Below are 19,669 nucleotides of genomic sequence, written 5' to 3' on the forward strand. Positions count from 1 at the left end.
CCACACACCCACAAACACAAAGATCTGCAGGCCTGATAGCTAAGGGGCTCCTTAGAAAGGAGGTGATCCAGCCGCACCTTCCGGTACGGCTACCTTGTTACGACTTAGTCCCAATCGCCAGTCCCACCTTCGACGGCTCCCCCCACAAGGGTTGGGCCACCGGCTTCGGGTGTTACCGACTTTCGTGACTTGACGGGCGGTGTGTACAAGGCCCGGGAACGTATTCACCGCAGCGTTGCTGATCTGCGATTACTAGCGACTCCGACTTCATGGGGTCGAGTTGCAGACCCCAATCCGAACTGAGACCGGCTTTTTGGGATTAGCTCCACCTCACAGTATCGCAACCCATTGTACCGGCCATTGTAGCATGCGTGAAGCCCAAGACATAAGGGGCATGATGATTTGACGTCGTCCCCACCTTCCTCCGAGTTGACCCCGGCAGTCTCCCATGAGTCCCCGGCATAACCCGCTGGCAACATGGAACGAGGGTTGCGCTCGTTGCGGGACTTAACCCAACATCTCACGACACGAGCTGACGACAACCATGCACCACCTGTGAACCCGCCCCAAAGGGGAAAGACCATCTCTGGCCCGGTCGGGAACATGTCAAGCCTTGGTAAGGTTCTTCGCGTTGCATCGAATTAATCCGCATGCTCCGCCGCTTGTGCGGGCCCCCGTCAATTCCTTTGAGTTTTAGCCTTGCGGCCGTACTCCCCAGGCGGGGCACTTAATGCGTTAGCTGCGGCGCGGAAAACGTGGAATGTCCCCCACACCTAGTGCCCAACGTTTACGGCATGGACTACCAGGGTATCTAATCCTGTTCGCTCCCCATGCTTTCGCTCCTCAGCGTCAGTAACAGCCCAGAGACCTGCCTTCGCCATCGGTGTTCCTCCTGATATCTGCGCATTTCACCGCTACACCAGGAATTCCGGTCTCCCCTACTGCACTCTAGTCTGCCCGTACCCACCGCAGATCCGGGGTTAAGCCCCGGACTTTCACGGCAGACGCGACAAACCGCCTACGAGCTCTTTACGCCCAATAATTCCGGATAACGCTCGCGCCCTACGTATTACCGCGGCTGCTGGCACGTAGTTAGCCGGCGCTTCTTCTGCAGGTACCGTCACCCGAAAGCTTCTTCCCTACTGAAAGAGGTTTACAACCCGAAGGCCGTCATCCCTCACGCGGCGTCGCTGCATCAGGCTTGCGCCCATTGTGCAATATTCCCCACTGCTGCCTCCCGTAGGAGTCTGGGCCGTGTCTCAGTCCCAGTGTGGCCGGTCACCCTCTCAGGCCGGCTACCCGTCGTCGCCTTGGTGAGCCATTACCTCACCAACAAGCTGATAGGCCGCGAGTCCATCCAAAACCGATAAATCTTTCCACCCCCCACCATGCGATAGGAGGTCGTATCCGGTATTAGACCCAGTTTCCCGGGCTTATCCCAGAGTCAAGGGAAGGTTACTCACGTGTTACTCACCCGTTCGCCACTCATCCACCCCAGCAAGCTGGAGCTTCAGCGTTCGACTTGCATGTGTTAAGCACGCCGCCAGCGTTCATCCTGAGCCAGGATCAAACTCTCCGTAAAAAAACAAAAAGCGGACAACACACAGACCCGGCGGAAAACCAGACCCACATGCCACCCAAGAATCCATGGCAAAAAGTCACTGCAAACACACGGGGTGTGTCCCAGCAACCAATCAACCAATTCAAAAAATTGGCATCAACAAACTTGGCACACTATTGAGTTCTCAAACAACAGGTACGTAATAAGTACTGACCAGATAAACCCAATTCTTTGGGCCGCTTTCCGGCTTTTCTCATCCGCGGTTCTCAACCTTATCCCTTCGATTTCATCCCGTCAAATCGGCGTTTCCGGCGATTTCTTCGAATCAAATCTCAGTTCTTCGGTTATATCCATCCAGGCGATCCGCGACGGCCGCTCAGGGGCTCAATCACTTCTTCCTGCATGGCCCGTTCTTCATGCGGGACCTTGACGTTACACCTTGAAGGGCGCAGTAGTCTAGGCCTGCATTTCAGTTCGGGGTGGCCACCTGATTTTCCGCTTTCGCGGCTGGCGACTTGAAGAACTATACACACGGATTCGCGTGGCCGCAAAATCCGCCCCGGGCGCCCTTCCACGGCCTCGGATGCGCGAGATTCCGGGGTATTTCCAGGATCGCGACTCGAAGTGCCATCAGGGTGTGAGGCAGGTCTCCCCGGCGTCCCGGACTGTTCCGAGATGGATCTGGCCGCCCCCTCGGTGAGGGAGCGGCCAGTCGGTGGGGCACCGTCCTACTGTTCGGGAGGTGGCCCGTCGCGCGTTCGAGGCGCGGGTGATCAAGCAGGCTGGTGGGCTGGTGGTCAGGCGGTCAGATCCACCAGAGCCATGTTCTTCTTGCCCCGGCGCACCAGGAGGTACTTCCCGTGCAGGGCGTCGTCCGTCCCAAAGATGGCCTCCAGATCGGTGACCTTGACGTTGTTCACCGAGGCACCGCCGTCGTTGACCGTGCGACGTGCCTCCGAATTGGAGGCCGACAAGCCGGTGGAGACCAGCAGGTCCACGATGCCCACGGGACCCTGCGTTCCCAAGCCCGCGGCCGCCGTCGGAAGCTCGGCGGTGGCCGCCGCAAGGGTGGACTCGTCCACTGAGGCCAGATCCCCCTGGCCGAAGATCGCCGCCGAGGCGTCGATGACCTTACGGGTGGCCTCCTCCCCGTGAACGAGGGACGTGACCTCCCAGGCGAGGGTCTTCTGCGCCTCACGGCGGAAGGGCTCCTCACGAACCTTGGCCTCGAGCTCCTCGATCTGCTCGCGGGTGAGGAAGGTGAAGACCTTCAGGCGGTCGAGCACGTCCGCGTCCGCGGTGTTCAGCCAGAACTGGTAGAACGTGTACGGCGAGCACATCCGGGCGTCCAGCCAGATGGCGTTGCCCTCCGACTTTCCGAACTTGGTCCCGTCCGAATTGGTGATCAGCGGTGTGCCGATGGCATGGGCGGAGACGCCCTCGACCTTGCGGATCAGGTCCGTCCCCGAGGTCAGGTTGCCCCATTGGTCCGAACCGCCCGTCTGCAGCAGGCAGCCGTAGTCGCGGTACAGGTTCAAGAAGTCCATCCCCTGCAGGACCTGGTAGGAGAACTCCGTGTAGGAGATCCCCTCGTCCGAGTTCAGGCGCTTGGCCACGGTCTCCTTCTTGACCATGGTGCCCACCCGGAAGTGCTTGCCCACGTCCCGCAGGAAATCCAGGGCACTCAGCTGACCGGTCCAATCCAGGTTGTTGACCATGCGCGCGGCGTTGTCCCCCTCGAAGGACAGGAAGCGCTCGATCTGTCCGCGCAGGTACCCGACCCATTCGGTGACGGTGTCCCGGTCGTTCAGTACACGTTCGGCCGTCTGCCGCGGGTCACCGATCAGGCCGGTGGAGCCGCCCACCAGCCCCAGGGGCTTGTGGCCGGCCAGCTGGAGCCGGCGCAACAGCAGGATCTGCACCAGGTTGCCCAGGTGCAGCGACGGCGCCGTGGGGTCGAAACCGCAGTAGTAGGTGACCGGATCGCCGTCGAGCAACTCCTCCAAGGCGGCCTCGTCCGTGGAGACGTGGACGAGGCCGCGCCACTGCAGTTCCTGCCAGAGGGTGGGGAAGGACGGGTCATTGGTCTGTCCGGCCAGGGCCGGGTTCACGGTGGGGGCACCGGTGGTGGACGTGCTGGTCACGGGAAGGGCCTCTCGGGGAGTGTCGATGCGTCAGGGTCAGCGGGTACGTCGGTGGCGGTGAGGGCCCGACGCCGGCCCGGCGGCTACTCCAGCCCGGCCGGCAGTTCGCCGGTGGCCAGGATCCGCAGTGTCTGGGTGGACCGGGTCATGGCCACATAGAGGTCGCCGACGATACCGCCGGCCTCCGCCACGATCTGGGCTGGCTCGAGCAGTACGACCGCGTCGAATTCCAGCCCCTTGGCCTCGCCGGGGGTGGTGGCCACGATGTCCTGGCCCAGTCCCCCGCCGCCGGAGCCGACCCGATCGCCGTACTTCGCCCGCAGCATGGTGGTGATCTGGCCTTCGAGGGAGACGGGTGCGATCACGGCGAGCAGGCCGCCGTCGATCCGTTCCAGGTCTTCGGCGATGCCGGACAACAGGGCATCCTGCCGGTCCTCAGGGGCCACCCGGCTGACCGTCGGCTCCCAATCCCCCTCGCGCACGGCTTGCGGGTTGGACACCGGCAGGCCGGCCTCCTGGGCCACGCGTGCGGCCAGCCGGGTGATCTTGGCCGGGGTGCGGTAGTTCACCGTCAGTTCCTCCAGGTGCCAGCGGTCCAGGACGAACGGCTCGAGGGCTTCGGCCCAGGACGTCACGTTGGCCGCCGAGGAGGCCTGGGCGATATCCCCGACGATGGTGAACGACTTCAGCGGGCAGCGGCGCATGAGCAACCGCCACTGCATGGGCGAGAGTTCCTGAGACTCGTCGACCACCACGTGTCCGTAGGTCCAGGTGCGATCCGTGGCGGCCCGCTCGGCAGCGGAGACGTAGTGGTCCCCGGCCTGGTTGGCGTCAGCCAGGGCCTCGGCGGAGACCACGCCGTCCACCCCGAAGTCCTCGAGCATGGCGTGGACGTTCTCCAGGGTGGCCTCCGCGTTGGCCACGTCCCGTTTGCGGTCGGCCTGCTGGGTGGCCTGATGACGGCCGGCGCTGGCGTCCCACTCCCCCAACAACTCGGCTGCCTCGTCCAGCAGCGGGACGTCCGCCTCGGTCCAAGGAGCGTCGGCCGCACGCAGCAGGCGGCGCCGGTGTTTCGCCTTGAGGAACGGGGCGGCCATCTCCAGGTGTCCAGGATGAGAGAACAGGTCCGTGAGGAGCTTCTCCGGGGTCAGCGGCATCCAGCACAGGTTGAGGGCGATGCGCACGTCCCGAGACGTGCGGACGTCCTCGGAGAGGTAGGCGCGATCGATGTTGTTGCCCACTCCGGAGGACTTCTCCAGCTTGTCCTTCAACTGGTCGGCGAGCTCGCGCACCATGATCTTGACGAACGTGGTGCGGGCCTCATTGTGCGGCTTGCCCGTGGCCCGGGCCCGGTCGCGAGCACGGCGGACCTGCTTCGGGCGGATGGTCAGGGTGGTCCCGCCGACGTCCACCCGGCGCGGCCCGTCCGGGAGGCGCTGGCGATTGGCCACGGCGTTGGCCACCACCTCGGCCATGAACAGCCGGCCCTTCACCTTCGCGACGCGCCGGTCCGTCTCGGGGACGGCCTTGATTCCGGGCATCAGCCGGCCGAGGGAGGACATGACCACGCCGGTCTCGCCGAGGGAGGGCAGCACGCGGTCGATGTAGCGCATGAACGACTGGGATGGCCCCACGAGCAGCACGCCCGCCGTCTTCAACCGTTCGCGGTGGGTGTAGAGCAGGTAGGCGGCGCGGTGCAGGGCCACGGCCGTCTTGCCGGTGCCGGGACCGCCCTGTACCACCAGCACGCCCTTGAGGGGCGAGCGGATGATGGCGTCCTGTTCGGCCTGGATGGTGGCGACGATGTCACCCATCTGGCCGGTGCGCCGGGCCGTGACGGCCGCCAGGAGGGCACCGGCGCCGTGATGGGTCGATTCATCGTCCAGCAGCGTGGCGTCCAGGACGTCGTCCTCGAGATCGGCCACGGTGCGACCGCGCAGCATCAGGTGGCGGCGGCGGCGCACCCCCAGCCGTTGATGGGCGGTGGCCTGGTAGAAGGCTCCGGCCTCGGGGGCCCTCCAGTCGACCATGAGCCGGACCTGGTCCTCGTCCGTCAGGCCGATGCGCCCGATGTAGCGTTCATCGCCTTCGTCCATGTCCAGGCGGCCGAACACCAGCCGGTCGTCGACGGCGTAGAGCTGGGCGAGGCGGTCCTCGTAGAGGCTGGCGAACGCATCACGCTCGGAGACGTTCTGCACCGAGCCCTGCGGGCCGTCCTTGCGGACGCGGGCCAGTTGACGTTCCTTCTCAGCACGCAGTTCGTCCAGGCGCTCATAGAGCCCGGCGACGTATTCGCGCTCATGCTCCAGTTCGGTCTGGTGGATCGGAACCACATCAGTCATGCCTTGCACACCTTAGGGCTATCGATGGTGCCCGAAGGGTCCGACGAATCCGCCAGAACCCCTGGGCACTTCGGAACGAGTGACCATCCATGGTACAGCCGTTGGAGTGAACGCCGTATTAATCCCGTCTCTCTTCCCGGCTCTCCCGACGACGCCGGGGCTTGGCCGCCCGGTAGGGAGACACCGAGGGCTCATCCGGCAGCCAGAAACGCCACGGGTAGTCCGGTCCGCCACCCTCGCCGGAGACCCCGGTGCGTGGACCGCTCAGGGTCCCCGGCCGGCGTCGGGACCGCAGTCCGGACAACCAGATCCCGTCCGGCGCCGGCTGCCCCGGGGACGGGTCCAGCCCCTGGCCGGGTGCCGGACCGAGGAGCAGGGCTGAGCCGTCGTCGCCGGCCCCGATGCCCAGTGCCTGGGCCAGGCGGGCCGGGCCGGAGGCCAGTTGTCGGGCGGTCCTGGCCGGTCGGTGGCGGCCTGCAGGACCGGCCTCGGCACCGGCGCCGCGGCGCTCGAGGGCGGTGTCCATCCCCGAGACCACCTCGCCGGCGCGCAACAGCACACCCGAGCTGGTTCCCTCCGGACCGCACACGATGTTCACGCACCAGTGCATCCCGTAGGTGAAGTACACGTAGATGTGACCGACCGGCCCGAACATGGTGGCCGTGCGGGCGGTGCGCCCCCGGAAGCCGTGCGAACCGGGGTCGCGGGCGCCTTCGTAGGCCTCGACCTCCGTCAGGCGCACGCTGACCGGCGCCCCCTGACGGGCGACGGTCAGCGTGGAGCCCAGCAGCAGCGGTGCCGCGTGCAGGCTCCCGCGTTCCAGGGGCTCCAGTCCTCTCAGGGTCACGGAAGGACCGAGGAGTCCCCGAAGGCGCGCAGCGGTTCCAGCTGGGACTTGAGCTCGGACAGCTGCGCCGCGACGGCCACCGGGGCGGTGCCGCCCTGCGCGCTGCGGGAGTTGAGTGAGCCCTCGGTGGACAGGACCGTGCGGACCTCCGGGGTCAGCGCCGGGGAGATGGAGGCATAGTCCTCGTCCGTGAGGTCCCACAACTCCGCGCCACGGGACTCGGCCAGCTTGACCGCCTCGCCGGACAGCTCGTGGGCCTCGCGGAACGGCACGCCCTGGCGGACCAGCCATTCCGCGATGTCCGTGGCCAGGGCGAATCCCTGCGGCGCCAGCTCTGCCATCTTCTCCGTGTTGAAGGTCAGCGTCGCGATCATCCCGGAGACCGCGGGCAGCAACAGCTCCAGGGTGTCCGCGGCATCGAAGACCGGCTCCTTGTCCTCCTGCAGGTCACGGTTGTACGCCAGCGGCAGCCCCTTGAGGGTCGCCAGCAGCCCGGTCAGGTTGCCGATCAGGCGCCCGGACTTGCCGCGCGCCAGTTCGGCGACGTCCGGGTTCTTCTTCTGCGGCATGATCGAGGAGCCGGTGGAGTAGGCATCGTCCAGGGTGACGAAGCCGGCCTCCTTGGTGGCCCAGAAGATGATCTCCTCACTGATACGGGACAGGTCCACGCCGACCATGGCACTCACCCAGGCGAACTCCGCGAAGACGTCCCGGGCGGCGGTGCCGTCGATCGAGTTCCAGGCCGCGGAGTCGAATCCGAGCTCGGTGGCGACCGCGTTCGGATCCAGCCCGAGCGAGGACCCGGCCAGGGCACCCGAGCCGTAGGGCGACACGGCCGCACGGCGGTCCCAGTCCACGAAGCGTTCCACGTCCCGGGCCATCGCCCAGGCATGGGCCAGCAGATGATGGCTCAGCAGCACCGGTTGCGCGTGCTGCAGGTGCGTCCGGCCGGGCATCGGCGCGTACGGGTGCGCCTCGGCCTGGGCCACCAGGGCGTCGATCGTCTCCACCAGGCGGGCGGCGATGACCCGAGCGTGGTCGCGCAGGAACATCCGGCCCAGCGTGGCGATCTGGTCGTTGCGGGACCGGCCGGCGCGGAGCTTGCCGCCCAACTCCGGCCCGGCCCGCTCGATGAGTCCACGCTCCAGGGAGCCGTGCACGTCCTCATCCGCCTCGGAGGCGACATAGGCACCCGAGACGACATCGTCCTCCAGGCGGTCGAGGGCGGCCAGCATGCCCCGGAGCTCTCCGTCATCGAGCAGGCCGGCCTCCTGCAGCACCCGGGCGTGGGCCCGGGATCCGGCGATGTCATACCGGGCCAGCCGCCAGTCGAAGTCGGTGGACTTGCTCAACGCCGCAAGGGCATCGGCGGGACCGCCGGCGAACCGGCCGCCCCACAATGAGCCCTCGTTGGTGCCGTGGCGTTCCGCCGGCCCGGGCCGTCCTGCGGCCTCGGAGCCCGGGTGGTTCTCCGACACGTTCTCTGGCACGGCTCAGCTCTCGTTCGAGAGCTGGGCGACGTCGGACAGCGAGTCCACGTCCCCGGCCACGCGCTCGTCGCGTTCGGTGGCGACCTTCGAGGACAGGCCGTAGATGTCGATGAACCCGCGGGCTGAGGACTGGTCGAAGGCATCGCCCTCGTCGTAGGTGGCCAGGCTGAAGTCGTACAGGCCGGTGTCGGAGCGGCGTCCCTGCACGGTGGCGCGGCCGCCGTGCATCTCCATGCGGATGTCGCCGGAGACGTACTTCTGGGTCTCGTCCACGAAGGTGTCCAGGTTCTTCTTCAGCGGGGAGAACCACTGGCCGTCATAGACGATCTCGGTCCAGCGCTGGTCCACGGTCTTCTTGAAGCGGGCCTGCTCGCGCTCGAGCGTCACGTTCTCCAGTTCCCGGTGGGCGGTCATGAGCGCCATCGCGCCGGGGGCCTCGTAGATCTCACGGGACTTGATGCCGACCAGGCGATCCTCGACGATATCGATGCGACCGATGCCCTGGGCGCCGGCGCGGCGGTTCATCTCCTCGATGATCTGCAACGCGGAGAGAGAACGGCCGTCCAGGGCGGTGGGCACGCCCTGGTCGAAGGTCACGGTGACCACGTCCGGGGCCGGCGGGAAGGCCGGGTCGTCCGAGTAGTCGTAGACGTCCTTGGTCGGTCCGTTCCAGATGTCCTCGAGGAAGCCGGTCTCCACGGCACGGCCCCAGACGTTCTGGTCGATCGAGAAGGGGTTCTTCTTCGTGGTGACGATCGGCAGCTCATGACGCTCGGCATACTCGATGGCCTTGTCCCGGGTCAGGGCGAGGTCCCGGACCGGCGCGATGCACTTGAGGTCCGGGCCCAGGGTCTGGATGCCGACCTCGAAGCGCACCTGGTCATTGCCCTTGCCGGTGCAGCCGTGGGCCACGGTGGAGGCCCCGAACTGGCGGGCGGCGGCGACCAGGTGGCGCACGATGACCGGCCGAGAGATAGCCGAGACCAGCGGATAGGCATCCATGTACAGGCCGTTGGCCTTGAGTGTGGGCATGCAGTACTGCTCGGCGAACTCGTCCCGGGCATCCGCGACATAGGCCTCGACGGCACCGCAGTCGAGGGCGCGCTGGCGGATGGTCTCCAGATCCTCGCCGCCCTGACCCACGTCCACGGCCACGGCGATCACCTCGGCACCCGTGGCCTCGCTGATCCAACCGATGGCCACCGACGTATCCAGTCCGCCCGAATAGGCCAAGACGATGCGCTCTGTCATTGCGTACTCCTTCTATTGCCTGCGATAGTGCCGGCGTTGCCGCCTGCGATGGTGCCTGCCACGGGGCCGCGCACCGCGTACGGAACGGCCGGCCTGCTCTATGCAAGAGTCTACATATTTATGCAGCGCATGCCGAACCACCCTTCGATGGCGGGCAGACCGCGCCGATCCTCCCCCAGGAGTTCCTCCACGACGCCGTGCTCTCACCGTAATCTGGTGCCATGACGAGCGATACCCCACACGCCAACCAGTCCGACGACCAGCCGACAGCGAACAGCACGCCGGAACTGACCGACGAGGAGCTGGAATTCCTGAACTCCCTCTTCGACTTGGCCCGCGCCGGAGACGGCGACCGCCTGCTGCCCGTCCTCGACCAAGGCGTCCCTGTCGACCTCGCCAACCACAAGGGCGACACCCTGTTGATCCTCGCGACCTACAACAACCATCCGGGACTGGTGACGGCCCTGATCAGGCGGGGCGCCGACGTGCATCGGCTCAACGGCCGCGGACAGTCAGCCCTGTCCTGCGCAGTCTTCGTGCAGAACGAGGAGTCGGTGCGGGCGCTCCTGGCAGCCGGTGCGGACCCGGACGAAGGCCCCGTGAGTGCCCGCGCCGCCGTCGACATGTTCGGGCTCGATTCCATGCGGGCACTCCTGGACGATCCCGAGCTCCGCGCATGAGAGCAGGATGAGAATCACTCCGAACAGCGAGGATAATTTGACGTTATCGTTCTGATGCCTTTCACTGGACCTAGTCCTGCTTCGTGATCCTTTCGTGATCTGGCAGGAAGCCTGCGGAGTTCCCCCACCTGCACCGTCCCTTGGGAACCCCGTGCCGTGAAATCCATCGCGGACGGCGGACGGTGCTGCATGGACGGTCGGGGACGACCTGAGCAGTGGTGGGCCGAAACCCCAAAAAACCATGCAGAAGACTTCCACTGCCTCCCAGTCCACTCGCCGCACCATCATCCGCCGCTCGGCCGCAGGCCTCGCCGGCGTTGCTGTCGCCGGCGCCGGCCTGACCGCCCTCTCCGCACCCGCCACCGCCGCCCCGGCCTCCAGCTGGGACTCCCTGGCCCAGTGTGAGTCCGGCGGCAACTGGTCCATCAACACCGGCAACGGCTACTACGGCGGCCTGCAGTTCTCGCCGAGCTCCTGGAGCGCCGCCGGCGGCTCCGGCATGCCGCACCAGGCCTCCAAGGCCGAGCAGATCCGCGTGGCCGAGAACCTGCTCTCCATGCAGGGTTGGGGCGCCTGGCCTGCCTGCTCCGCCAAGCTGGGCCTCTACGGCAACGGCGGCAGCGCCGAGGTCACCACCCAGTCGGCCGAGACCTCTTCCCAGACCCAGGAGGCCGCTCCGAAGGTCGAGAAGAAGCAGAGCGCTCCGAAGGTCGAGAAGAAGCAGGCCGAGCCGAAGCAGCAGGCACCGCAGCAGCAGGCTCCGGTCCAGGAGGAGCGCGCCTCCGCCGTTTCCCCGGTCGAGCAGTCGGACGAGACCATCACCGTCCAGGCCGGCGACACCATGTACAAGCTGGCAGAGGCCCACGGGGTCGACGGCGGCTGGGAGGCCCTGTACGCGGCCAACGCCGACACCGTGTCTGATGCCAACCTGATCTTCGTCGGCCAGACCCTGCACCTGCCGGCCTGATCCTGACGGTTCAGATCTCTAGCACCGGCTGACGGCACCGGACGGACCAGTGGTCCACGCCGGCCGCCAGCAGCACAACGAACGCGTTGGATGGGGAGTACTCCCCATCCAACGCGTTCTGCGTTGGTGCCGGACGCCGATAGGCTGGCTTGACCCGTGATCGTTTCGCCCTGTCGCACCCTGCGGCCGGACATCACCGGATCAACAGTCTCGAGGGGGACCTCTATGCCGATGAGCATCACCACCACCCAGCGCCAGCCGCTCCGCGCCCTGGGCATCACCGCACTGGGCGCCACTGCAGCCCTGACCCTGGCCGGCTGCGCCGGCTCCGGCGTTCCGGCACTGGAGGACGTGTGGCCCGAGGCCCACGCCTCGATCCAGGACGCGACCTCCGTGGCCGTCGACGGCAGCGTGAGCCAGGGCGACCAGGACATGACCGTGTCCATCTCCGGTCAGATCGACGATTCGTCCTACTCCGGCAACGTGGCCATGGGGGACGTCTCGGTCGAGATCCTCGGCAATGACGAGTACACCTACATGAAGCCGAACACCGCCTTCTACGAGGAGAACGGGGGCGGCGCCCAGCTGCAGGAGATGGTGGGCGACAAGTGGCTGGAGATGCCCGCCGAACAGGGCGGTTTCACCATGTCCACCCTGTGGGATGCCTTCACCGAGGACATTCCCTCATCCGATGAGTTCAGTGACTCCGAGTACACGTCCGAAGCCGTCGACCTGAACGGCGAAGAGGTCTACAAGTACACCGGCAGCACCGAGGACTCCGACGATCCCGTGAGCCTCTACGTGTCCAAGGACAACAAGCTGGTCCGCCTCGAGGCCGAAGCGGCTTCCTCCGACGACGAGTCCGCCTCCCCCTCGGCGTCCTCCGACTCCTCGTCCGGCACCGGCACGATCGACTTCTCCGAGTGGGACGCCGTGGAGACGGTGGAGATGCCGGCCGAAGACACGATCTTCTCCGTCCCGGGCCTCTAGTCGCGACCGCTCGGCGGGACCGCGCGAGCTACCCCGCGTATTCGAGGAACCGCCCGGCGACGGCGACTCCCCCGTCCGGCGCACGCGTCACGATCATGATCGTGTCATCCCCGGCAATCGTGCCGAGGATGTCCGGCTGGCGTGACTGGTCGATGACGCTGGCGAGGAACTGCGCCGCGCCGGGCGGGGTCCGGAGAATGACCAGGTTGGCGCTGGATTCAGCCGCCACCAGCAGGTCCCGGCACAGGCTGGAGAGCCGGTGCTCCAGGGCCTCCGGAGCTCGCCGCGCGGCGAGATCGCCCGGCACCGGCCCCTCCGGCGGAACCGAGTAGACCAGCTGTCCGCTGTCAGCGCGCACCCGGTAGGCGCCCAGTTCGACGAGATCACGGGACAGCGTTCCCTGCGTCACCGACACACCGCGGGCGCTCAGCTCGGCCAGCAGCTCGGCCTGGCTGTGCACGTCGGTAGCGGCGAGGACGTCCTTGATGGCCGCCTGACGTGCGGTCTTCGTGGCCGGAGCGCTCATCGGACGTCAGCAGACCCGGCGGTGGAGACACTTCCGTCCCCGAGCGCCGCACCAGCCGACTCGGTGGCCGGCGCGGTGGCAAGGCCAGAACGGTAGAGCAGCCAGGCCATCAGGGCCTTCTGGGCATGCAGGCGGTTCTCGGCCTCGTCGAACACGACTGACTGCGGTCCGTCGATGACCTCCGCAGAGACCTCGAGGCCCCGGTAGGCCGGAAGGCAGTGCAGGAACACCGCATCCGGCGCGGCCTTCGCCATGGCGCGGGCGTCCACGGCGTAGTCACGGAACAGGGTCTGCCGGGCCTCCTTCTCCTCTTCCTGGCCCATGGAGATCCAGGTGTCGGTGACCACGACGTCGGCGCCGTCCAGGGCCTGCGCGGCATCGGTCGTGACCAGCACCGATCCCCCGGTCTCGGCGGCACGGGCCTCGGCGGCCGCTACCACGGCCGCGTCCGGCAGGTATCCCGAGGGGCCCGTGACCCGCACGTGCATCCCTGCGGTCACGCCGGCCAGCAGGTATGAGTTGGCCATGTTGTTCGCGGCGTCCCCGAGGTAGGTCATGACCAAGCCCTCCGTGCGCCCCTTGTGCTCGCGCACCGTCAACAGGTCGGCCAGCAATTGGCAGGGGTGGTAGTCGTCTGAGAGGGCGTTGATCACGGGCACGGTGGCGTGCTCGGCCATCTCCTCCAGACCCGCTTGGGCGTATGTGCGCCAGACGATGACGGACACCATCCGGGACAGCACCTGGGCGGTGTCCGCAATGGACTCCTTGTGGCCCAGCTGGGCTTCACCGGGATTGACGATCAGGGGCTGCCCGCCGAGGTCGGCGATGCCCGCGGCGAAGGACACCCGCGTCCGGGTCGAGGTCTTGTCGAAGAACACGATGCCGGTCTGCGGCCCGGCCAGGGGCCGGTGCAGGTAGCGGTCCGCCTTCATGGCCTGCGCCAGGTCCAGGACCTCTGACTGTTCGGCCGCGGTGAGGTCGGTGTCGACGAGGAAGTGCCGGAGTGGTGCCGCGGACGGCGTGGTGCTGGGGGTCATGCTCAGTTCTCCTGATCGTGCTGTTGCTGGTGTGCCTGCAGGACCGCGTCCAGGAGCGATGGGAGGTCGGCCACCAGGCGGTCGGCCTCCTCCTCCCCCAGGACGAGTGGCGGGGCCAGGCGGAGGGTGGAGGGCCCGGTGGCGTTGAGCAGGTACCCCGCCTCGAGACCGGCGCGGACCACGGCCGGTGCCAGACCGCCGTCGGGCACCGGGGTTTCCACACCGGAGGGCACGGTGATGTCCACGCCGATGAGCAGGCCGTACTGGCGCACCGCGGTGACCCCGTCCACGGCGCCGAGCCCGCGTGCCAGCCGGGCGCCGAGGTCATGGACGTGCTGCAGCAGACCGGTCTGGGCGATCGTGTCCAGCACCGCCAGCCCGGCGGCAGTGGCGACGGGGTTGCCGCCGAAGGTGGTGCCGTGCTGACCGGCCGTGAGCAAGGCGGAGACCTGCGGGCCGAAGCTGATCATGGCGCCGATCGGGACGCCGCCGCCCAGGCCCTTGGCCAGCGTCATCGCGTCCGGCACTACCGGCTCATCCTGTCCGGTGACAGCGGGGTTCTGGTGGGCGAACCAGGTCCCGGTGCGGCCGGTGCCGGACTGGACCTCGTCGAAGATCAACAGCGCGCCGTGACGGCGGGTGAGGTCCCGGGCGGCCTGCAGGTAGCCGGCCGGCCAGCCGTGCACGCCGGACTCGCCCTGCACGGGTTCGATGATGACGGCGGCCACGGTCTCATCGAGCGCGGCCTCCAGCGCGGCCGCGTCACCGGCGGGAATGAACTCGATGCCCCCGGGCAGGGGTTCGAACGGCTCACGGTACGTGGGCTTCCACGTCATGGCCAGGGCGCCGAGGGTGCGGCCGTGGAAGCTGTGCTCCAGGGCCAGGACCCGGGCGCGGCGCCCGGAGGGATCCTCGCGGCCGTGGCGGCGCGCCAGCTTCAGGGCGGCCTCATTGGCCTCGGATCCGGAGTTGGCGAAGAACACGGTGGACCCCTCAGGGGCCACGGCCAGCTCCAGCAGCCGCTCGGCGAGGGCGATCTGCGGGCCGGAGGTGAAGAGGTTGGAGATGTGGCCCAGCGTGCCGAGCTGCTCGGTCACCGCCGCGACGAGGGCCGGGTGGGCGTGGCCGAGCGCGTTGACGGCGATACCGCCGAGGAAGTCCGTGTACCTGCGGCCGTCGGCATCCCAGACATGCACGCCCTCGCCACGGACCAGGACCCGGCTGGGGGCACCGAAGACGCCGGTCAGCGAGGAGGCATAGCGCCCGAGCAGTCCCGCCTGGGAGGGGGCGCCGGTTACGGTGGCGGCAGGGGCTGCCGTGGAGCCTGCAGGTGCCGTGGCAGCGGTGGCAGCGGTGGCGCCAGCGGTCGATTCGTTCATCATGTTCCCTCAGTCGGTGTGGTCATCGGGCAGGACCTGGGTTCCCACCCCGGCCGTGGTGAAGACCTCGAGCAGCATCGAGTGCGGTGCCCGGCCGTCCACGATGTGGGCCTGGGGCACGCCGCCGTCGACGGCGTGGAGGCAGGCGGCCATCTTGGGGATCATCCCGGCATCGAGGGTGGGCAGCAGCTTGCGCAGTTCGCCGGCGGACAGGGACGAGATCAGCGATGTCCGGTCCGGCCAGTGGGAGTACAGGCCCTCCACGTCCGTGAGGACCACGAGCTTCGAGGCACCGAGCGCCACGGCCAGGGCCGCAGCGGCCGTGTCCGCGTTGACGTTCAGCACCTCCTCCGTGGCCTGGCCGTCGGCGTTGATCTCCGGGGCCACCGAGGACACGACGGGGATCCGCCCGTTCTCCACCAGGTCCCGGATGGCACCCGGGTTGACCTGGGTCACCTCGCCGACCAGCCCGAGGTCCACCGGCTTGCCGTCCACCACGGTTCCGGTCCGCTGGGCCTGGAACAGGGCGGCGTCCTCACCGGACATCCCGACGGCATAGGGCCCGTGCCCGTTGACCAGGCCCACGAGTTCCCGGCCGACCTGGCCCGTGAGGACCATCCGGACCACGTCCATGGCCTCGGCGGTGGTGACGCGCAGTCCCCCGGCGAACTCGGACTCGATTCCGAGCCGGTTCAGCATGGTGTTGATCTGCGGCCCGCCCCCGTGCACCACGACAGGATGGATGCCGCAGTGGTGGAGGAAGACGATGTCCTCGGCGAAAGCCCGGCGCAGCTCATCCGACACCATGGCGTTGCCGCCGTACTTGATCACCATGGTGGTACCGGCGAAGCGCTTGATCCAGGGCAGGGCCTCGACCAGCACGGCGGCCTTGGCGGCAGCACCGGTCGTGTCAGTCATCTCGCTCATGGTGGCCTTCAGCTCGAGTACGCGGAGTTCTCATGCACGTAGTCGTGCGTGAGGTCGTTGGTCCAGATGGTGGCGGTGGCTTCGCCCGCGTGCAGGTCGATCACCACGCTCACCTCGCGTGGGGAGAGGTCCACGAGCTCACGGTCCTCGCCCACCCCGGAGTCGCGGCAGACCTGGACGCCGTTGAAGTGCACGTCGAGACGACCGGCGTCGAACGGTGCCAGCTCCTCCGGAACCGTGCCGACGGCGGAGATGACACGCCCCCAGTTCGGGTCCTGGCCGAACACGGCGGCCTTGAACAGGTTGGACCGGGACACGGCGCGGGCCACCGCCTCGGCAGCGTCCTCGGTGCTCGCGTTGACCACCTGGATGGAGATCTCGTGGGCGGCGCCCTCGGCGTCGGCGATCAGCTGCCGCGCCAGGTCCGCGCAGACCGTGCGCAGACCCTCCTGGAACTCCGCTGCTTCCGGTCGGGTCCCGCTCGCGCCGGAGGCGAGCAGCGCCACGGTGTCGTTCGTGGACATGCAGCCATCGGAGTCCGTGCGGTTGAACGTGGTCCGGACCGCCTCAGTCAAGGCCACATCCAGCTCGGCGGGGTCCACTGCAGCGTCGGTGGTGATGACGCACAGCATGGTCGCCATTCCCGGTGCGAGCATGCCGGCTCCCTTGGCCATGCCCCCGATCACGTACCCGGGGCCACGGTGAACCGCGGTCTTGGGCACCGAGTCCGTGGTCATGATGGCCTCTGCCGCGTCGGCTCCACCCTCAGCGCCCAGTGCTTCCACGGCGGCGGTCACGCCCGGGACCAACCGGTCCATCGGCTGCGGCAGGCCGATCAGGCCGGTGGAGCACACGAGCACGTCCCCGGCGGAGATCCCGAGCTGTCCGGCGGCATGTTCCGCGGTGGCGTGCGTGTCCTGGAACCCCTGGTGGCCGGTGGCGGCATTGGCCCCGCCCGAGTTCAGCACCACGGCATCCACGCGCCTGTCCGCGACCACCTGGCGCGACCAGACCACGGGGGCGGCAGCCACCCGGTTGGTCGTGAAGACGGCGGCCGCGTGGTGGTCCGGTCCGTCGTTCACGACGACGGCCACGTCCGGTTTCCCGGTCGACTTCAGTCCGGCGGCCACACCGGAGGCGCGGAATCCCTGGGCTGTGGTGACGCTCATGGTGCGATCCCCTGCTGGGTCAGGCCCGTCTCCTCGGCCAGGCCGAGAGCGAGGTTCATGGATTGGATGGCGCCGCCGGCGGTCCCCTTCGTCAGGTTGTCCAGGGCGGCGGTAATGATGACGCGGCCGGCATGCTCGTCCACGGCCAGTTGCATGACCACGTGGTTGGAGCCCAGCACGGACTGGGTGGTGGGCCACTGGCCCTCGGGCAGCAGGTGGACGAACTGCTCTTCCCCGTAGGCCTGCTCCCAGGCGGCCCGGACCTCGGCGGCGTCCACTCCGGGCTTCAGGCGGGCCGTGGCGGTGGCCAGGATGCCACGGGGCATGGGCGCCAGCGTCGGGGTGAAGGACACCGTGACGGGTTCCCCCGCCGCCTGGGTGAGCCCCTGCTCGATCTCCGGGGTGTGGCGGTGCCCGCCCCCCACGCCGTAGGGGCTCATGGAGCCCATGGCCTCACTGCCCAGCAGGTGCGGCTTGAGGGACTTGCCCGCTCCGGAGGTTCCCGAGGCGGCCACGATCACCACGTCCTCCGGTGCGAGGACTCCGGCGGTGAAACCGGGGGCGAGGGCGAGCAGGCACGTGGTCGGATAGCAGCCCGGGACGGCGATTCGCGATGCCCCGGCGATCTCCGCCCGCTGTCCCGGCAGCTCGGGCAGACCGTAGGGCCAGGTCCCGGCGTGGTCGGAGCCATAGAACCGCTCCCAGGCCTGCGGTGACTGGAGGCGGTGGTCCGCGCCGGCGTCGATCACGAGGGTGCCGGGCGAGAGCAGCTCAAGTTCGGCGGCGATCGCACCACTGGCGCCGTGCGGCAGGGCCAGGAAGACGACGTCGTGGCCGGCCAACACCTCAGCAGTGGTCTCCTGCAGGATGCGATCGGCCAGGGCGTGCAAGTGCGGCTGGAGCGCACCCAATCGCTCCCCGGCGTTCGAGTGGGCCGTGATGGCCCCGATCTCCACCTCGGGGTGGGAGAGGAGAAGGCGCAGGACTTCTCCTCCGGCATATCCGCTGGCGCCGGAGACGGCAACTGTGAGACTCATGGGCCCATGCTAGGGGAAATATGCAGTGTTGCCAATATTTATGCAAGACCAGGCCACGTGAGCACCCTCGCTGGCCAGTCCGGCACCGGCGGGTTGTTCACCCGACGGTCACCGCGGGACCACGCACCGTCTACGCATCACCGCCCCACGGGCCGCCGGGCGCGACTACGGTAGGCACCATGACCGAGATTTCCCTCCCCAGCACCCAGCATGCCGTTCGTGTCCACGCCTCCGGAGGACCCGAGGCCCTGCAGTGGACGGAGGTCCCCGTCCCGTCACCGGGCCCCGGGGAGGTCCTGGTCAGGACAGCGGCCGCCGGCCTCAACTTCATCGAGACCTACCAGCGCTCGGGCGTATACCGGATGCCCCACCCCTTCATCCCCGGCTCGGAGGGGTCGGGGACGGTGGTGGCCCTCGGCCCCGAGGTCGATGGCGCGTCCGTGGCGGTCGGTGATGTGGTCGCCACCGCGGCCGGTTCCGGAACCTACGCCGAGTACTTCACCGCCCCGGTGGGCCAATTGCTGCCGGTGCCGAGCGGAGTGGACCCGGCGGAAGCCGCGGCCATCCCCCTGCAGGGCATGACCGCCCACTATCTGTGCCGGTCCACCGTGGAGGTCCAGCCGGGCCAAACGGTCCTCGTCCATGCCGGCGCTGGGGGCGTGGGCCTGCTGCTGACCCAATTATGCGTGTCCCACGGCGCCACCGTCATCACCACGGCCTCCACCGAGGAGAAGAAGGCGCTCTCCCGCGCGGCGGGCGCCAGCCACGTCCTCGACTACTCGGGGTTCGCCGATGCTGTGCGGGACGTCACCGGCGGACGCGGCGTGGACGCCGTGTTCGACGGGGTCGGCCGGGACACCTTCGACGAGTCCCTGGCCTCCCTGCGGATCCGTGGAACCCTGGCGCTCTTCGGGGGCGCCTCCGGACCGGTGCCACCGGTGGACCCCCAGCGCCTCAACTCCGCCGGCTCGGTGTTCCTCACCCGCCCCACTCTGGTGCACCACACGTTGACGGCCGAGGAGACCCGGTGGCGGGCCCGGGAACTGTTCTCCGCCCTCGACGCCGGCACCCTCGACTTCCGGATCGGCGCCACCTACCCCCTGGCCGAGGCAGGCCGGGCGCACGGGGACCTCGAGTCGCGCCGCACCACCGGAAAGTCCCTGCTGCTGCCGTAGGCCTGCCGGTGGCAGAAACACCGGCCGAGCACGTCGGCGGGTTTCCGTCAGGCGGCGACATCTCCCGGCCGATGGACGGGAATCACGATAAGATGACAGGCATTCTTTTTTCGATTCGCACTTTTATCCCGTTTCGATCCCGTTGAC

The 19,669-nt window shown here is 68.0% G+C and carries 15 protein-coding genes and 1 rRNA gene; 4 read left to right on the top strand and 12 right to left on the bottom strand.

Features of this window, described 5'->3' with window-relative positions; all coding sequences use genetic code 11:
* Window positions 1–55: 55 nt before the first annotated feature.
* The 6 genes from C8E99_RS06125 to C8E99_RS06150 all read right to left on the bottom strand — a co-directional run bounded on the left by C8E99_RS06125 (window position 56) and on the right by C8E99_RS06150 (window position 9,635).
* Window positions 56–1,582, bottom strand: a 16S ribosomal RNA gene (locus tag C8E99_RS06125).
* A 776-nt stretch (window positions 1,583–2,358) separates the two neighbouring features.
* A complete protein-coding gene (gene tyrS, locus C8E99_RS06130; RefSeq protein WP_281269058.1) occupies window positions 2,359–3,705 on the bottom strand; it encodes a tyrosine--tRNA ligase in 1,347 nt (448 codons plus the stop codon).
* A gap of 83 nt (window positions 3,706–3,788) precedes the next feature.
* A complete protein-coding gene (locus C8E99_RS06135) occupies window positions 3,789–6,029 on the bottom strand; it encodes a HelD family protein (protein ID WP_115933265.1) in 2,241 nt (746 codons plus the stop codon).
* A gap of 136 nt (window positions 6,030–6,165) precedes the next feature.
* On the bottom strand, window positions 6,166–6,894 hold the full coding sequence (locus C8E99_RS06140; protein ID WP_115931547.1) for a DNA-3-methyladenine glycosylase: 729 nt from the start codon (window positions 6,892–6,894) through the stop codon (window positions 6,166–6,168).
* Window positions 6,891–8,372, bottom strand: a complete 1,482-nt coding sequence (gene argH / locus C8E99_RS06145; RefSeq protein WP_115933266.1) for an argininosuccinate lyase — start codon at window positions 8,370–8,372, stop codon at window positions 6,891–6,893. Before argH ends, C8E99_RS06140 begins: the two co-directional genes overlap by 4 nt.
* 15 nt (window positions 8,373–8,387) lie before the next feature.
* A complete protein-coding gene (locus tag C8E99_RS06150; protein ID WP_115931548.1) occupies window positions 8,388–9,635 on the bottom strand; it encodes an argininosuccinate synthase in 1,248 nt (415 codons plus the stop codon).
* A gap of 221 nt (window positions 9,636–9,856) precedes the next feature.
* Between C8E99_RS06150 and C8E99_RS06155 the strand changes: the two genes are divergently transcribed.
* The 3 genes from C8E99_RS06155 (at window position 9,857) to C8E99_RS06165 (ending at window position 12,272) form a co-directional block, all read left to right on the top strand.
* Window positions 9,857–10,315 (top strand): ankyrin repeat domain-containing protein, encoded by a 459-nt coding sequence (locus C8E99_RS06155; RefSeq protein ID WP_115931549.1) that lies wholly within the window; start codon window positions 9,857–9,859, stop codon window positions 10,313–10,315.
* Window positions 10,316–10,556: 241 nt separating this feature from the next.
* Complete coding sequence (gene rpf, locus C8E99_RS06160; RefSeq protein WP_115931550.1) at window positions 10,557–11,282, top strand: resuscitation-promoting factor Rpf; 726 nt, start codon at window positions 10,557–10,559, stop codon at window positions 11,280–11,282.
* Window positions 11,283–11,513: 231 nt separating this feature from the next.
* Window positions 11,514–12,272 carry a hypothetical protein gene (locus C8E99_RS06165; RefSeq protein WP_115931551.1) on the top strand — a complete coding sequence of 253 codons (759 nt, stop codon included), beginning with the start codon at window positions 11,514–11,516 and terminating at the stop codon, window positions 12,270–12,272.
* Between the two features lie 28 nt (window positions 12,273–12,300).
* Here the strand turns inward: C8E99_RS06165 and argR are convergent, their stop codons facing one another.
* The 6 genes from argR to argC are packed head-to-tail and all read right to left on the bottom strand — an operon-like array spanning window position 12,301 to window position 18,347.
* Entirely contained in the window at window positions 12,301–12,798 is a 498-nt protein-coding gene (argR, locus tag C8E99_RS06170) for an arginine repressor (RefSeq protein WP_115931552.1), read from the bottom strand.
* The gene (gene argF, locus C8E99_RS06175; RefSeq protein WP_170144536.1) at window positions 12,795–13,835 is read right to left on the bottom strand and encodes an ornithine carbamoyltransferase; all 1,041 of its coding nucleotides are present in this window, start codon (window positions 13,833–13,835) and stop codon (window positions 12,795–12,797) included. Before argF ends, argR begins: the two co-directional genes overlap by 4 nt.
* A gap of 2 nt (window positions 13,836–13,837) precedes the next feature.
* On the bottom strand, window positions 13,838–15,214 hold the full coding sequence (locus C8E99_RS06180; RefSeq protein ID WP_115933267.1) for an acetylornithine transaminase: 1,377 nt from the start codon (window positions 15,212–15,214) through the stop codon (window positions 13,838–13,840).
* A 9-nt stretch (window positions 15,215–15,223) separates the two neighbouring features.
* The gene (gene argB / locus C8E99_RS06185; RefSeq protein ID WP_115931553.1) at window positions 15,224–16,141 is read right to left on the bottom strand and encodes an acetylglutamate kinase; all 918 of its coding nucleotides are present in this window, start codon (window positions 16,139–16,141) and stop codon (window positions 15,224–15,226) included.
* A gap of 8 nt (window positions 16,142–16,149) precedes the next feature.
* Window positions 16,150–17,310 (bottom strand): bifunctional glutamate N-acetyltransferase/amino-acid acetyltransferase ArgJ, encoded by a 1,161-nt coding sequence (argJ, locus tag C8E99_RS06190; RefSeq protein WP_115931554.1) that lies wholly within the window; start codon window positions 17,308–17,310, stop codon window positions 16,150–16,152.
* Window positions 17,307–18,347 carry an N-acetyl-gamma-glutamyl-phosphate reductase gene (gene argC, locus C8E99_RS06195; RefSeq protein ID WP_115931555.1) on the bottom strand — a complete coding sequence of 347 codons (1,041 nt, stop codon included), beginning with the start codon at window positions 18,345–18,347 and terminating at the stop codon, window positions 17,307–17,309. Before argC ends, argJ begins: the two co-directional genes overlap by 4 nt.
* A gap of 179 nt (window positions 18,348–18,526) precedes the next feature.
* Here argC and C8E99_RS06200 point away from each other — a divergent pair, with 179 nt between their 5' ends.
* Complete coding sequence (locus C8E99_RS06200; RefSeq protein WP_115931556.1) at window positions 18,527–19,522, top strand: quinone oxidoreductase family protein; 996 nt, start codon at window positions 18,527–18,529, stop codon at window positions 19,520–19,522.
* Window positions 19,523–19,669 lie beyond the last annotated feature (147 nt).

Origin of the sequence: Citricoccus muralis (assembly GCF_003386075.1) — a bacterium.
Taxonomy (GTDB): domain Bacteria; phylum Actinomycetota; class Actinomycetes; order Actinomycetales; family Micrococcaceae; genus Citricoccus; species Citricoccus muralis.

Coding starts and splice junctions, on each gene's coding strand:
- argF (WP_170144536.1), bottom strand. CDS start 13,835: ATGACCCCCAGCACCACGCCGTCCGCGGCACCACTCCGGCACTTCCTC.
- rpf (WP_115931550.1), top strand. CDS start 10,557: ATGCAGAAGACTTCCACTGCCTCCCAGTCCACTCGCCGCACCATCATC.
- C8E99_RS06180 (WP_115933267.1), bottom strand. CDS start 15,214: ATGAACGAATCGACCGCTGGCGCCACCGCTGCCACCGCTGCCACGGCA.
- argR (WP_115931552.1), bottom strand. CDS start 12,798: ATGAGCGCTCCGGCCACGAAGACCGCACGTCAGGCGGCCATCAAGGAC.
- C8E99_RS06165 (WP_115931551.1), top strand. CDS start 11,514: ATGAGCATCACCACCACCCAGCGCCAGCCGCTCCGCGCCCTGGGCATC.
- C8E99_RS06155 (WP_115931549.1), top strand. CDS start 9,857: ATGACGAGCGATACCCCACACGCCAACCAGTCCGACGACCAGCCGACA.
- C8E99_RS06150 (WP_115931548.1), bottom strand. CDS start 9,635: ATGACAGAGCGCATCGTCTTGGCCTATTCGGGCGGACTGGATACGTCG.
- C8E99_RS06200 (WP_115931556.1), top strand. CDS start 18,527: ATGACCGAGATTTCCCTCCCCAGCACCCAGCATGCCGTTCGTGTCCAC.
- argC (WP_115931555.1), bottom strand. CDS start 18,347: ATGAGTCTCACAGTTGCCGTCTCCGGCGCCAGCGGATATGCCGGAGGA.
- argJ (WP_115931554.1), bottom strand. CDS start 17,310: ATGAGCGTCACCACAGCCCAGGGATTCCGCGCCTCCGGTGTGGCCGCC.
- argB (WP_115931553.1), bottom strand. CDS start 16,141: ATGAGCGAGATGACTGACACGACCGGTGCTGCCGCCAAGGCCGCCGTG.